Annotated in this window: 9 protein-coding genes; 8 read left to right on the top strand and 1 reads right to left on the bottom strand. The window is 54.0% G+C overall.

From position 1 onward, the window contains the following. Positions 1-105 precede the first annotated feature (105 nt). From ACTHPM_RS19910 to ACTHPM_RS19880, 7 genes are all read left to right on the top strand, one after another. Positions 106-843 (top strand): phytanoyl-CoA dioxygenase family protein, encoded by a 738-nt coding sequence (locus ACTHPM_RS19910; RefSeq protein ID WP_440397033.1) that lies wholly within the window; start codon positions 106-108, stop codon positions 841-843. A 38-nt stretch (positions 844-881) separates the two neighbouring features. Further along, entirely contained in the window at positions 882-1,775 is an 894-nt protein-coding gene (locus ACTHPM_RS19905) for an AraC family transcriptional regulator (RefSeq protein WP_440397034.1), read from the top strand. Between the two features lie 66 nt (positions 1,776-1,841). Then, positions 1,842-2,972 carry a GntR family transcriptional regulator gene (locus ACTHPM_RS19900; RefSeq protein WP_440397035.1) on the top strand — a complete coding sequence of 377 codons (1,131 nt, stop codon included), beginning with the start codon at positions 1,842-1,844 and terminating at the stop codon, positions 2,970-2,972. Positions 2,973-3,162: 190 nt separating this feature from the next. After that, entirely contained in the window at positions 3,163-3,834 is a 672-nt protein-coding gene (locus ACTHPM_RS19895; protein WP_440397036.1) for a Crp/Fnr family transcriptional regulator, read from the top strand. Between the two features lie 81 nt (positions 3,835-3,915). Then, a complete protein-coding gene (locus ACTHPM_RS19890) occupies positions 3,916-4,503 on the top strand; it encodes a peroxiredoxin family protein (protein WP_440397037.1) in 588 nt (195 codons plus the stop codon). Positions 4,504-4,694: 191 nt separating this feature from the next. Beyond that, positions 4,695-7,928 (top strand): alpha-mannosidase, encoded by a 3,234-nt coding sequence (locus ACTHPM_RS19885; protein ID WP_440397038.1) that lies wholly within the window; start codon positions 4,695-4,697, stop codon positions 7,926-7,928. A 427-nt stretch (positions 7,929-8,355) separates the two neighbouring features. Continuing rightward, positions 8,356-12,993: an immunoglobulin-like domain-containing protein gene (locus ACTHPM_RS19880; protein WP_440421645.1), complete on the top strand. Its 4,638-nt coding sequence runs from the start codon at positions 8,356-8,358 to the stop codon at positions 12,991-12,993. Positions 12,994-13,203: 210 nt separating this feature from the next. Here the strand turns inward: ACTHPM_RS19880 and ACTHPM_RS19875 are convergent, their stop codons facing one another. Then, positions 13,204-14,367 (bottom strand): MFS transporter, encoded by a 1,164-nt coding sequence (locus ACTHPM_RS19875; protein WP_440421643.1) that lies wholly within the window; start codon positions 14,365-14,367, stop codon positions 13,204-13,206. A 141-nt stretch (positions 14,368-14,508) separates the two neighbouring features. On the opposite strand from ACTHPM_RS19875, the gene ACTHPM_RS19870 reads away from it, so the two are divergent. Next, the gene (locus ACTHPM_RS19870; RefSeq protein ID WP_440397041.1) at positions 14,509-14,871 is read left to right on the top strand and encodes a winged helix-turn-helix transcriptional regulator; all 363 of its coding nucleotides are present in this window, start codon (positions 14,509-14,511) and stop codon (positions 14,869-14,871) included. Positions 14,872-15,077 lie beyond the last annotated feature (206 nt).

The raw sequence follows: 15,077 nt of genomic DNA, 5'->3' as shown, positions 1-15,077 counted from the left end.
AATATGCACACTTTTCCCGGCAATAAACGAAGCGCGGCCTTCGGCGCTTTGCGTACCATTAGAGGTGTAACAAATATCACATCCCGCCGGGAGGTTGAAACGCGTATGAATCAGGCAAAGTTGACAATGGAACAGGTTCAGGATTACCGTAAAGACGGATATGCACTATACAAGAAACAGCTGTTTAGCCCCGAGAGATTCACCGAGCTGAAGCAAATTTTCGAGGAACAGCTGGCCGAAAAGGGAAATAAGCTGTCCGACGAGCTTGATACCCCGCATTTTCGGGATGAACGCCTGTTGAATTTTTTGATGAGCGACGAAGTGCTGGATCTGGTCGAACCGATCATCGGGCCGAATATCGGGCTCTGGTCGAGCCATTTTATTTGCAAGGATCCTTACACGGGACGCGCGACGCCTTGGCATGAAGATTCCGCCTATTGGCAGGGCCGCCTCGACCGTTTTGATAAAATCGTGACCGTATGGCTGGCGATCGACCGCAGCTGGAAGGAGAACGGCTGTATGCGCGTCATTCCAGGCACACATGACAACGGTTTTTCCGACTACGAAGACGTGGATGGCAAGGTGAATACTTTCTCCACCCAAATTAAGGGTGTGGACGAATCCCAAGCCGTATATTTTGAACTGGAGCCCGGGGAATGCTCGCTGCATGATTCACGCATTATTCACGGCGCCCAGCCGAATACAAGCCCATATCGCCGCTGCGGATACACGATGCGTTATTTTTCCACGGAAGCGAAGGTCATACCGGAAAATAATCCGGGTTTTCGGATTTGGCTGGCCCGCGGCAAGGACATTGCCGGGAGTCCATTCGTCAACGCGTAAGCCATAGAAGGAACGAAAAAAGGAAAGGGGGAGGATGCATGGACGAACATCAGCCGAAGCGGCTCATGAATGAGCACTACTTGTCCGAGTCCGATCCCTTTCGCATTTTCAGGCACCGGATTGACGGCGCGATCGAAGTGCATTGGCATGAATTTTTCGAAATGGCGCTTGTGCTCGAAGGCTCGGGTGTGCATGTCCTGAATGGCAAAAGCCTGCGGCTTGCGCCGGGAAGCCTCTTCCTCGTGACACCGGCCGATTTTCATGAGATCATACCCGATCCGGGCAGCGTCATCGTGTTATACGATGTGGTATTCACCCAGCATGTGCTTCGGCAGGAGCTGTTCCAGTGGCTGTTCCAGAACTCCGGTGTACGGGTGTACGATCTGGAACCTAAGAGGTGGACGGCCTTTCGCGCCGAGTTTGACCGGATGTGGGAAGAGAGCGAACAGGGACTTCCGGGAAGCGGTTGGGTAGCTCAGGGAGCGCTGGAGCGGGTCCTTATCGATCTGGCACGCATGGGGGAAGGAGGCGCGGACGGGCACGAATATCCGGGGGCAGGGCAAGTGCATCCCTCGATCCGGGCAGCCGTTACGTTCATCCAGCATCATTTCAGGGAAGCGCTGACGCTTCATCATGTAGCGAGGCATGCGGGACTTTCCGAGGGTTATTTTAGCGAATGCTTCAGCCGGCAGCTCGGCGTGCCCTTCCAGATCTTCCTGCAGGAACAGCGGCTTCAATTCGCCTGCTCGCTGCTGAAGCTGACGGAGCTGCCCGTGACGGAAGTATGCTATGCCTCGGGATTCCGCACGCTGAATCACTTCGAGCGCGCTTTCAAAAAGAAGTATAACCGCACGCCCCGGGAGCTGCGCGGCAGAAAACGTTTCCAGTCCGTTGACTTGCCGCATGGCCAAGATGATATAATGCATACATAAACAATGCTGGAATACAAAGAAACCGGCATGAAGCGAAGGACAAAACATCACTGGGGGATTAAGCTCATGAGTCAGGAACGGGAACCGCTCTATATCCAGATCCAAAACCACTTCAAGCAGTTGATTTCATCGAGGCAGCTGATCGAAGACGACCGGATTCCGACGGAAAAGGAATTGATCGACCAGTTCCAGGTCAGCCGGATTACAGTTGCGAACGCGCTCGCGGATCTGGCGAATGAAGGCTGGATATATCGCATACCTGGACGGGGCAGCTATGTCAAAGGGATTCCGGAAAGCTACATCCAGAGCACGCGCGGGGCCGTCCTATCCGAGGTACGCGCCGGCCATGCGCCCAAAATCGGACTCATTTTTCCGTCAATCGAGGACTTTTTTGCGATCCAGATGGTGCGCGGCATCCGCAGTGCCCTGAAGGACAGCAAATATTCGCTGATCGTGATGTTTACCTACAATTCCAAGGAACTGGAGAAGGAAGCGATTCGCGAGCTGCGTCCGAACGTGGACGGGCTGATCATCTTCCCGGTCGATGCCGAAGTATATAATGAAGAAATTATTGCGCTGAAAATGCAGCATTATCCGTTCGTGCTGCTGGACCGCCATTTGCCGGGCGTGGAGACGAACGTCGTGCTGTCGGATCCGCTGCAGGGCTCTATTCTCGCAGTGGAGCATCTGTGGAATCAGGGACATCGCAGCATTGCGATCTGCTCGGATACGCCGATGCCGACCGTGACGGTGGAGGAGCGGATTCAGGGGTACAACGAGGCGCTGAAGCAGCAGGGAGCGCTGATCAATCCGGCGCTGATTTTGACGGATTTCAGCATCCAGAGTGCCCCGTACAAGGACGATTACGCGCTTTACCAATGTGTTAAGAATCGAACGGCTACTGCCTTCATCGCCCTCAACTGCAGGCTCGGCGTGCATATATGGTCGCTGGCGCGGAAGGCCGGGCTGCGGGTGCCCGAGGATGTCTCCATCATCACCTTCGACAATCCGAGTCCGATGCTGGAAGAGTTCAGCACGTTCACGTTTATCGACCAGAATGAGGAACAGATGGGCTTTGAAGCGGCCAGCAGGCTGCTGCGCATCCTGGAGAATCCGGAAGGCGAGCCAAGGTACAGCAAGACGGTACTGCAGCCGGAGCTTGTCGTGAATTCTACGACCGGGCCGGTACTTTCCTGAGATTAACATGTGTATGGATTGAAGGGTCTGTTATTCCGAGGGATAACGGGCCTTTTTTGCCGTGAGGGGTTCGCTTCCGTTATTTGTCGGTCCGTCCCGGATGTGTTACATATGAAGTACCTGCGAATGGTCATTTTCGTTCGCTGCGAATAAAGCTTATCGAATGGCCCTAAGGGAGGATGGATGATAAATGACTGTAAATGCAACAGACAAGCGGTGGGTTGACGTTTTTCCCTGCCTAAGCGTCGTAAAGCAAGCGGACTGGGCGGAAGCCCATCCGTACGTGCAGCATTTCCCTTCAAAATCCAGCATCTTTCGTCCAGAGCACGCTTCGGCGTACAGCATGTTTCTGCTAAGCGGCTCTGCCAGGATTACAGTCATTAACGAACAGGGAAATGAATCGGTGCTCAATAGGCTGACGGCGGGAGAGGTCTGTTCATTAATGGTGCTCAGCGGACTGAGCGGACGCGATTATCCCGGCTCGCTGATCGCAGAAACCGATGTCGATGTGCTGTTCGTGCTCAAAGGCAGCTTTATGCGCTGGGTGCAGGAATACGAGCCGATTCGCACTGCGATTTTTGGCGGGCTTCTGGAGGGAACGCTCCGGATGGTCGAATCACTGCAGGAAAAGCAGCATGTACCTCTGGAGAATCGGCTTGCCAATGCGCTGCTGCGCGGAACCAAGGAGGGGCATCCGCTGCTACGTGTGACGCACCAGGAGCTGGCAGAGCAGATCGGGTCTGTGAGGGAGGTTGTGTCACGATCGCTGCAGAGATTCAAACGACAGGGATGGATCGAGACCGGACGCGGATGGGTGAGAATCGAGCGGAGAAGCAGCTTGGAAGCAGAGTTCGGTGACTAGGTCACAGAGTGCGGTATGCTTTCCTGATACAGTTGGTTTCAGGCAATGATGCCTAGAAACGTTGATCGGGAGGAATGTATCATGAATCACCAGCTTCAAGCCGGGGACACAGCCCCTTTATTCCAAAGCACGGATCAGAACGGCGAGTCTGTATCCCTTGAAAACGTTCGTGGCCGTAAAGTGCTGCTTGCTTTCTTTCGCAATTCAGCCTGTGCTTTATGCAATTTGAGAGTGCATCAATTCATACAGCGCTTCCCGGATTGGCAGCAGCAAGGGATGGAGGTGATCGCCTTATTCGAATCGCCTGAAGCAAGTCTTCGCAAGTATGTCGGTCAGCAGGATGCTCCATTCCCTTTGATCGCCGATCCAGCCGCTGACATATATAGCTCGTACGGCGTGGAGTCCTCGGAAGCCAAGGCGCAGGCGACCTTGGCGAAACCGGGGATCCATGAGGAAATAACCGCCTTGGTGGAAGCGGCGGGATTCAAGCTGATCCCGGAGGAGGGCTCCAATTTCAACCGAATTCCGGCCGAGTTTCTGATCGACGAAAATGGCGTTATTCAGGTTGCTTATTATGGCGAGCTGATTACCGACCATCTGCCGTTTGAGACGATTGAACGGTTCGCGGGAAACGGAAAGAGTGCGCCATCTTCAGCCCTACATGAATAACCGTCGTGACACAAGTCTCAGCAAACAAGGCGATCCGCAATGATGAAATATTGCGGATCGTCTTTTTTAGTATGCGGTCTGTTTTTCAATGAAATTACATCGATAAAGTTTTTCTTATTTCCCATTATACATAAATGATATATTATATATATTAAAAATGGAGAAAGCACGGGAAGGGAGCAGGTAAAACAATGAGATTTGTTCTGCAAAAGCTGGAAAACCGCATCCGGGAGCTGGCCGGACTTCGTTATCGTGAAGGTATGGCATTGGAGCGGATGCATATCGTTCCGGATGTAAAAAGCCTGGAAGAGGCCCGGCGGCATGCCGAGTCTGGCGCCGTCGTTCGGGTGGGCGACCACTGGGGCGGCAGAGACCGATACGCCTGGTTTGTGACGGACATCGAGTTCCCCCGCAGCTGGACCGGGGAGGACGTCATCGGACTTCTCAAGCTTGGGGAAACCGGCGGAGGAAACTGCACGGGATATGAAGCGCAGGCATACCTGAACGGGGAGCCGCTGCAGGCGCTGGACCGCAATCACGCGGAGCTCTTCTTCCCGGCCGAAACGGTGGCTGCCGGACGGGCCGAGCTGGCTATCTATGCCTGGAGCGGCTTGAGCGCGCCGGATGGACGGTCGCCGTTCGATCACCGGATCGATTCGCTGAGCATGGCCATTCTGGACGCCGACGTGGACGATTTGTATTATACGTCGCTGCATATGCTGCAAACCGTGAAACAGCTCCACGAACGTCAGCTGGAGCGTCATGAGCTCACCACCGCGCTTGAAGAAGCATTCCGTCAGCTGGACTGGAGCCAGCCGGGCTCGGAAGCTTTCTACGCTTCGGCAGCGGCGGCTCGTCAAACGCTGCACGCACGGCTTGAAGCCATTCCGCGCGGACCGCGCCCGCAGATCACGGCGGTGGGCCACTGCCACATCGACGTGGCTTGGCTGTGGAGATTGCAGCATACGCGTGAGAAGTCCGGGCGTTCGTTCTCGACGGTGCTGACGCTGATGGAACGCTTCCCGGAGTACGTGTTCCTGCAATCGCAGCCACAGCTGTACGCCTATATGAAAAAAGACTTCCCGCAGCTGTACGCGAAGATCAAGGATCGCGTGCAGAGCGGCAACTGGGAAGCGACCGGCGCCATGTGGCTGGAGTCGGACTGCAACATTCCTTCCGGCGAATCGCTGGTGCGCCAGCTGCTGACCGGCAAACGCTTCTTCAAGGACGAATTCGGCGTGGACAACCGCGTTCTGTGGCTGCCGGACGTCTTCGGCTACAGCTGGGCGCTACCGCAAATCCTCAAGAAGAGCGGCATCGACTATTTCATGACGACCAAAATCAGCTGGAGCCAGTACAATCGTTTCCCTTACGATACGTTTACATGGAGAGGGATCGACGGGACGGAAATTTTGACACACTACATTACAACGCCGGACAATGACGGCAGCTGGTTCTATACGTATAACGGCAACGTGACCGGAGCGTCCGTGCAGGGGCTGTGGAACAACTACCGGCAAAAGGACATCAACGACCAGCTGCTGCTTGCTTATGGCTGGGGCGACGGGGGCGGAGGCCCGACCCGCGACATGCTGGAGGCCGTGCGTCGTTATGAGGATATGCCGGGTGCGCCGCAGGTCAAAGCAGGCGGAGCGGAGGAGTTCTTCGTTCAGCTGGAGGAGCAGGTCAAGGATCAGCCGCAGCTCCATTTATGGGATGGCGAACTGTACCTTGAATACCATCGCGGAACGTATACCTCGCAAGCATACAACAAGCGGATGAACCGCCGGATGGAGCTGCTGCTGCATAACGCCGAATTCCTGAACGCGTTCGCGCTTGCATTGAACCCGGAGCATGCCTATCCGTCCGCACAGCTGGCGGAAAGCTGGGAGATCGTGCTCCGCAACCAGTTCCATGATATCATTCCGGGTTCTTCCATCCACGAAGTGTATGAGGACAGCAAGATCGAATACGAGGAATCGGAAAAGCTTGCGCTTGCCGCCATCGAGAACGGGCTTGCCGGCTTGGGGCAGCAAGGCGGGGCGGCCTCCGGCGCAGCGGAACAAGGAACGCCGGTCCGCATCTTTAATCCGCTTGGCTGGACGCGTTCCTTCCTGGCGGAGGTTGTGCTGGACGGTGCCGCTGAGCTCAGCTGGCATACCGCAGACGGCGTGAAGCTGGAAGTTCAGACGTCCTCGGACGATGCTGCGGATTCGGATAACGTGCTCGTGTCGGTTCACAACGTGCCGGCCTATGGATACGTAACGATATATGGACGGAGCGGTGAGGAGAAGGAACAGGCTGGGTTGGCGGCCGGCGGCACGCAGAATGATGAAGTGGGCTCCGATACGTGGAGCATCGGAACCGACCGCCTGGAAACGCCGTTCTACAGCATCCGCTTAAATGAAGCGGGCCAAATCGCCTCCCTCTATGACAAGCGGGCTGCGCGCGAAGTGTTGAAGCCGGGACAGCCGGCCAACGTGCTCCAGGTGTTCGAGGATAAGCCGATGGCCCATGATGCCTGGGATATCGATATTTATTACCAGGATAAAATGACTGTCGTGGATACGCTGCAGGAGCTGACCGTGCTCGAAGACGGCCCGCTGCGCGGCGTGCTGAAGCTGGTTTACGGCTATCAGAATTCCACGATCGAGCAGGAGCTGACGGTGTACCGCGACAGCCCGCGCATCGACTTCCGGACCCGCGTCGAATGGAACGAGCATCAGCAGCTGCTGAAAACCGCGTTCCCCGTGGAGATCCGTTCGACCAAGGCAACGTATGAAATACAGTTCGGCAACGTGGAGCGTCCAACGCACTGGAATACGAGCTGGGACTATGCCCGCTTCGAATCGGTGGCTCAGCGCTGGGTGGACCTGTCGGAGGGCGGATACGGCGTCAGCCTGCTGAACGATTGCAAATACGGCCACGACATCCGCAACCATGTCATTCGCCTCAGCCTGATCAAATCGGCCGTCTATCCGGATGGCAATGCGGACCAAGGCCTGCATGAGTTCACGTACTCCCTGTATCCGCACAGCGGCGGATGGTACGAGGCGGGAACGCATCAGGCGGCATGCGAGCTGAATGCGCCGCTGCTGGCGGCTGCCGCTGCTGGCGGATCCGCTCATCCGGATACGCTCGGCATGCTGAAGATCGATGCCCGTAACGTCATGATCGACACGGTCAAAAAAGCCGAAGACGGCCAATCGCTGATCGTGCGCCTGTACGAATTCGGCGGCATCCGGACGAAGGCAGCCATAACGGTTGATCCGTATCTCGGAGCGATTCACTCCGCGGAGGAAACCGACCTGATGGAGGAGCACCCGTCGGCGCTGCCGTTTGCGGGCCAGGACATCGAGGTCGCCTTGACGCCGTACGAAATCAAAACATTGAATATTTTTTTGACCGTGACCAAAGCCAGATAAAAATGAACAAAACTTTTACTTTACTTCTCCTTGATTCCAGATGAATTTAAGGAGAAGTTTTTTTCTTTTCATTAAATTCTTTGGATGCAGATGCAGCGAAAAGAGAACGCCATGGGCGCTCTCTTTTTTTGTTGCGGAACGGAGTCTGCGTGGCGTTCTATCGGAATTCTTGAAAGGGTAATTTTTTAGCTCCCCACTAAATGAGTCTAAATTTGTAGAATGATGTCAAAAAATGTCCAGAATCGGTTCAGTGACATCTGTTATATTCCCTTTATAGATAGGTATTATGAAGCATTTAAAGGAGTATGATGTGCGCAAAAAAGTCATTTTTTGATCGGAAGGTCGCATTGTCGCCGAACAAATTTTTATTTTTATAGTAAAAGGGGATCGAAACATGTTAAAGAGAAAGCTGACTGCCTGTTTGTTAGTGATTGCATTGGTATGCCTGCAGGCGAGTCATTTGTTCGTTTCTGTCGGTTATGCGCAAACAGACACACAGAATTATTTGACGTTTAAATATGACCGTTTTAACAGTGACGGAAGACTGAAAATGAACGGCAACTCGGCTATCGCGGGCAATGTGCTGAAGCTGACGCCGAGCGCGGAAAGTCGATGGGGAACCGTGTTTAACAATAACCGGATTTCCTTGTCCAATAGTAAGTCCTTCAGCACGTATTTCGAATTCAATATGAACAGCGGCAGCGGCCTCTACGTAAACGGTAAGCAGTGGACTTGGGCGGACGGCCTGGTCTTTACCGTTCAGACGACCTCCAACGGGGCTGGCGGAGCAGGTCTTGGCCTCGGCTATTCCGGAATCGGCAAGAGCGTCGGTGTCGAGTTCGACACGTTCCGCAACGGTCCGGACATTGGTAACCTTGGCGACCCGGCAGGTCTCGGAGCGAACGCCTCGGACAGCATTTATACGAATCACGCTGCTGTCGACATCAATGGGAACGTGAACCATCTAGCGCAAAAAGAAGCCACCCAAGCGAATGGCTTCGTTGGCGATTACCGTAACCTGGATAATACCCCGGACATCCGGATGCGTAAAAATACGGCTACACAGCATGCATGGATCGACTATAACGGGGAGGACAAGACGCTTGAAGTGCGGATGAGCAATTCGGATCGCAGACCTTCCGGCTACGTCCTGAAAAAAACAAACCTGGATTTGACGAACATTCTACAGTCGGACGATGTGTATGTCGGATTCACGGCATCTACCGGCTCGGCTTGGCAGGAGCATAACATTACCAAATGGTATTTCTCCAATACTTACAGCCCGATCGACGTCGGTTCCCAGACGTACCTGGAAGCGCCGAAAAGCGTATCGTTTACGCCTGTGCTTGAAGCGGACCGCCGCGTCAAGCTGGACATTTCCACGCTGGCCGTCAACGGTACGCCTGCAGGGAACATCCCGCTGACGATTAAAGTCGATAATCCCAACGTACGTATTGTCGAGGATCACGTCACGACGGGGATTGACGGAAAAGCATATACCTATTTGGCGTCGGATAAGCAAGTCACGACCATGGTACGGATCGAAGCTCCGGGCGGCGTGTATACCGAGAAAATGGTGACGATCCCCGCCTATGTGAATCCAAAGCTGAACATGGATGGAACCGGATTGACAGAGTCGCCTAATAATGACGGTTCGATTGCCGGACAAAAAACGATTACGATTACTGGCGGCACCTTCAGCAGCAATATTTCAGGGAATGACCTGAAAATCAATAACCTGCCGAGCGGTTTAACGCCTGTTGTCGTCCGCAGCGACGACGGTAAGAGCATTACGTTATCTTTTGACGGAAAAGCGTCTAAGCACAGCGAGGAATTCTCAACGAACAACGTTTCCGTAGTCGTTGGAAAAAACGCCGTGAATGGCGCTACGATGGATTTATCTACGCCATCCTTTGCCATTCAGTTTAAGGACCCGGCCCGGATTCGCGTGACGGAAACCGAAGTGAACGAAGCTGTCGAGGAAAATTTCCAAACGGGAAAAATTGATGGCGTGCTGCAGGTCAGAATAGAGAACGGTAGCTTTAGTCCAGCAATTACAAACCAAGATGTTGAACTCAATCCGTTACCTGAAGGCTTGGCGCCAATGGTCACCTATGTGGACGATCAAAACATTAGGGTCTCCTTTGATGGTAGTGCTGTTCAAAACGATAATAGTAACGATGTCATGTCATCGTTGCAGGTCAAAGCAGATGGGCTCCTGGGCAGCAACGGTGCCCCGCTAAGCAGCAACACGTTCAAAATCAACTTTAACGATCCTGATCCTTATATCGTGATGCAGGGACAGGATATTCGCGAATCGGACAATAATGACGGCAGCATTACTGATGTGATCGAAGGTCAGCTGAAGTACGGGACATTCCATGATCTGACAAAGGATGATGTCACTGTACACGGCCTTCCGGACGGACTCAGTATCCATGACATCACTGTATCCGGTGATATGCTCACAGTTTCCCTAACGGGCAATGCTTTGAGTCATGCGAATAACAATAGCATCTATGACGCTTACCTTTCGGTACCGTCCGGTAAAGTTACGTCTTCCAAAGAGCAAACGGAAGATCCGGTCGCGTACTCTGTCGATCCGGTCGAGCCGGCAGAGGTAGTTTCGAACAGCTTTGCGATCTTGTTCCGGGACCCGCCTCCGGCGATCGAAGTCAATCCAGGATTGATTACGGATGAGCCGGGGTCCAAACTAACCGTCACCCTGAAAAACGGCATATTTACGGAAGATGTTCAGGATGGCTCTAAAGAGGGCATTACCGTGAACAATCTCCCTGAAGGCATGGACTTTGTAGTCGATCGAATCAACGATACCACGCTGGAGCTTACGTTTACAGGGACGCCAGCAGGCAAGACGGAGGCTTCCAAATACGCTTCGGTCACGATCGCAGCGGATAAAATCGCTACTACCGAGGGTCCCGCGTCTAACGACGTAACCTCCAATACCTTCAACCTGGATATCCCTAGCGACAAGACCATCGTAGAGCTTGATAGAGACACGGTTGAAATCGGCTACCAGGAAGGTGACTCGAAGGACAGCGTTACCCAGGACGTCATCCTGCCAACCGGCGCTTTGCACGGTTCCACCGTTACTTGGACATCGAGCAATCCTAGCGTGATTGATCTATCCGGTAACGTGAACAGACCGAGCGAAGAGGATGGGAACCAAACGGTCAAACTAACAGCCGAGATTATATGCGGAATTGAGAAGGTAATCAAAACCTTCGATCTCACCGTCATCGCACGGCCAATGACAGACCAAGAAGCCGTTAACCTGGACGAAACCGTCCTCGACATCGGCTACCATGAAGGCGAAGACAAGGATCATGTGCTAAATGACGTCGTGCTTCCGAAGCAAGGCGACCATGGAACCGACATCACATGGACCAGCGAACCGGAAGGCTACGTCGATCCGGTAACCGGAAAAGTGAAGCGTCCGGCCAGCGGTCAAGGGGATCAGACCATCATCTTGAAGGCGACCATCAAAAAGGGAGACACCACGAAAACGAAGGAATTTACGCTCATCGTCAAAGCCGAGGCGCCTGCGCCGGGTAACGGCCAGGGAGGCGGCACAGGTGGGGGAACTGGAGGATCGAATCCTACACCAACCCCAACCCCACAGCCTGAGACTGAGACCATTACGTTAAATGTCCAGGTGGGCAAAGGCTCGCAGTTCGAAAACGCAGCTAAAACGACCATTACCCGAACCACGCTGCCGGACAAGACGAAGAAGGACACGGTCAATTACACGCAGAGCCAGGCGGAGGAAACGGTGAAAATGGCTCAAGCGAACGGCTCGACGACGGCTCGTTTGTTCATTCCGGACGTGAAGGACGAAGTATCGTCCACCGATGTCAACATTTCCAAAGCTGCTATCGAAAAACTGGTAGGCGCAGGCTTGGATCTGGCCATCTATACGGAAAATGCGCAAATCCATTTACCTGCTGAATCTTTAAAGGGATTAACTAAAGACCTGTATTTCCGTGTCGTGCCGATTAAAAAGGAAGATGAACGCAAGCAGGTGGAAGCGCGTGCCAAGCAGGAAAAAGTGGTGCGGGAAGTCCTCGGCAGCGGCAATATTTATGTGGTTGGACGTCCGATGACGATCGAAACCAACATGAGCAGCCGCGCCGTGACGATCATGCTGCCGCTGGAGCCGTCCGCGATTCCATCGGGGGCCGCGGAGCGGGAAAAATTCATGTCCAATCTGGCTGTATTCATCGAGCACAGCGATGGTGAGCGGGTTCTCGTGAAGCCTGAGATCGGTACTTATGATGAAGACCGAATGGGGCTTTCCTTTAGCATTACGAAGTTCAGCACGTTTACCATCGTCAACATCGATAACCTGGCCCAATATCTGAAGGATCACGGCCAAAGCCTGGGTCAGGCAGGAACGATAGGCTCCGGCGCTTCGGCAGATGATGCCGAGGGCAGCCACCGGGCCTATATCAAAGGATATCCTGACGGCACATTCAAACCGGAGAAGAGCCTCACGCGGGCAGAAATGGCAACCATGCTGTCGCGGATAGGTACCGGCAAAGCCGGGATCCTGAATCCGGTGGATTACCCGGATATGACGGCCACCCATTGGGCGAAGGATGCGGTGACGGAAATGACCAAGACGGGATTGATGAAGGGCTTCCCGGATGGACGTTTCGGACCGGAACAATCGATCACCCGGGCGGAGATGGCCGCAATTGTTACCCGCTGGCTTGGACTGGCGGAAGCAGCAGGAACACCTGCTGCAATCGATGTGAAGGATATCCAGGGTCATTGGGCCGAGAAGGACCTGAAGCTGGTGATTCAAGCAGGCCTTATGAAGGGCATGCCGGACGGCACGTTCCGTCCGGACAAACCGCTGACGCGCGCCGAAGCCGTGACGGTGCTGAACCGCATTCTGAAGCGCGGTCCGCTGGAAGGCATGAATGTACCGGCGTGGAAGGATGCTCCGTCCAATCACTGGGCTTACGGGGATATTGAAGAAGCTTCCCTGGATCATGGATTTACGCGGACGGCCGCAGGGAGTGAGCGCATTGCGGAATAGATCGTCCGATAACCAATCATGAGCAAAGGTTACAGAAAGAATGACAGAGAAAAAGAAGATGCCGAGGGCATCTTCTTTTTTTATTGCCCTCCTATAGATCCGAAAAAGGCGGGGCAGACACGGATCGATGTACCTCGGGACGATTCGAAGGCATGCGGCCAAAGACAGCCGTTGAAGGTTATTCCTACTGGAGGGGTGGTACACCTTCTTTTACGCGGTTTGTGTGTTACGCCGCTTGCTAAGCGTAAAGCTAAAGAGCGCGGTCCCAAGACCCAGCGTCACAACGATACCCGCCAGCCATGGATTGTACAGGGCAGTCGACGTGCGTTCGATCAGCATGCCGCCCGATCCGGCCCCGGCTGCCAGGCCCAAATGAATCATGGACGTGTTAAGGCTGAGGACGAGGCTGGAAGACTCGGGAGCCTGCTTGATCACATGGGTTTGCAGAGCAGGTCCGCCCATGAACATCGAGAACATAATAGACCCGATGAGCACGATTTCTGCGGCGAGCGACCCCGTGAATAGCGGGAGGAGGAGCAGTGCCGACACATGGATGATTAGACTGGCGAGAATGATGCGACGGGTTCCGAAACGATCGGCTCCGGAGCCGCCCAGGCGGGCTGCCAGCGCGCCGATGAGTCCAAGCACGAGCATCAGCAGGCTGATCGTCCCCGCGTTCAAATGAAGCAGTTCGTTCAAGAACGTTGTCAAATACGTCAACAGAACGGAGTTTCCGGACTCGCGGAAAAAGCTGAGCAGGAGCAGGCTGGCGATGACGCCGGAGCCCAGCACTTTGAACTGCCGGCGGAATGAAGCCGGCTCGTCGCCGGGCATGCGCGGAAGAAACCGGAGGATGACGAGGGCCATCAACAGGCTCAGTACGCCGAGAATCGCAAAGATGGATTGCCAATTGAGCCATTTGGTGATGGCGATGCCGATTGGAACTCCCAAAATCATAGCCGAGCTGAAGCCGAGCACGATGGTGCCAATGGCCGAGCCGACTTTATCCGGAGGGGAGATTTTGGCCGCGGCTGCGAAAGCCGTCACCAGGTATACGCCTGAGCTTACGCCCAGAAGGGCCCGGGAAACCAGAATGACGCCGAAATGAGGAACGATCGAAGCCGCGCTCCCCAGCATGAATAAGACGAGTGATAGGAGCAGCAATTTTTTGCGTTCCCAGCGGGATGTGAAGAACACGATTACGGGCGTTAAGGCGGCAAAAGAAAACGAGTACACCGTAACCAGCTGTCCTGCGAGCGCAATGGAAATATGGAGATCGGAAGCAATGACGTATAAAATGCCCGAGACGATAAGTTCGGAGGTGGCGGTGAGAAAAACGCCCAGCGTCAGAATATATATGAACAAACGGTTCATGATAACCATTCCTTTCGGGGGTGTTGGAGAGCTCTCCATTGCATTATAATGAAGTTACATTCCTTTAGTAAGAACGCAAAACATTTGGATGTTATCCAAATGCATGGAGTTACTTTCCAAAAGTAAGGAGTTGTTAGACCCATGGAACAGCCTCTGCAAGGCAATAAGGAAGACCTTTCGAATATTTGCTCGGTGTTGCAGATTTTGGGGGCCAAGTGGGCTTTTTTAGTGATCGCAGAGTTGTCGAAGGGACCGAGAAGGTTCAATCAGCTCAGCCGGGACTTGGCCATCGTCAAGACGCAGTCCTTGTCCAATGCGCTCCGCCATTTGGAGCATAGCGGCATCGTATCCCGGCAGGTGTTCCCGACGGTACCCGTGACGGTGGAATATTCGCTGACGGAGAAAGGGATGGATTTTAAGACGGCCCTTCTCGAAATGGAGCGCTGGGCGGCCAGATGGAACCCAGCGGAGCAGCCCCAAGAACAAGACAGTAAACAAGCATAGAGCGAGCGAAGCAGGGAAGATGCCGGATGCATCTTCTTTTTTTTGCGATAATCGGGATGGCAAGCTTCATATACATCGGTGTATGCATCTTTACAGATTCATCTTCCATTCTGCGGATTGAGGCAAAGGTGTAGGCAAAGCGGGGCAACGGAGGATTGGCAGCAAGGATGTGCCCCTTCTAGAATGGGGATGTAAACCATGGTGCA

This window comes from Paenibacillus sp. SAFN-054, from assembly GCF_051966755.1.
Classification (GTDB): domain Bacteria; phylum Bacillota; class Bacilli; order Paenibacillales; family Paenibacillaceae; genus Paenibacillus_AQ.
Note: the sequence above shows the minus strand (reverse complement) of the source record. Positions and strands in the feature narration are given on the sequence as shown.

Coding starts and splice junctions, on each gene's coding strand:
- ACTHPM_RS19910 (WP_440397033.1), top strand. CDS start 106: ATGAATCAGGCAAAGTTGACAATGGAACAGGTTCAGGATTACCGTAAA.
- ACTHPM_RS19890 (WP_440397037.1), top strand. CDS start 3,916: ATGAATCACCAGCTTCAAGCCGGGGACACAGCCCCTTTATTCCAAAGC.
- ACTHPM_RS19900 (WP_440397035.1), top strand. CDS start 1,842: ATGAGTCAGGAACGGGAACCGCTCTATATCCAGATCCAAAACCACTTC.
- ACTHPM_RS19870 (WP_440397041.1), top strand. CDS start 14,509: ATGGAACAGCCTCTGCAAGGCAATAAGGAAGACCTTTCGAATATTTGC.
- ACTHPM_RS19885 (WP_440397038.1), top strand. CDS start 4,695: ATGAGATTTGTTCTGCAAAAGCTGGAAAACCGCATCCGGGAGCTGGCC.
- ACTHPM_RS19905 (WP_440397034.1), top strand. CDS start 882: ATGGACGAACATCAGCCGAAGCGGCTCATGAATGAGCACTACTTGTCC.
- ACTHPM_RS19875 (WP_440421643.1), bottom strand. CDS start 14,367: ATGAACCGTTTGTTCATATATATTCTGACGCTGGGCGTTTTTCTCACC.
- ACTHPM_RS19895 (WP_440397036.1), top strand. CDS start 3,163: ATGACTGTAAATGCAACAGACAAGCGGTGGGTTGACGTTTTTCCCTGC.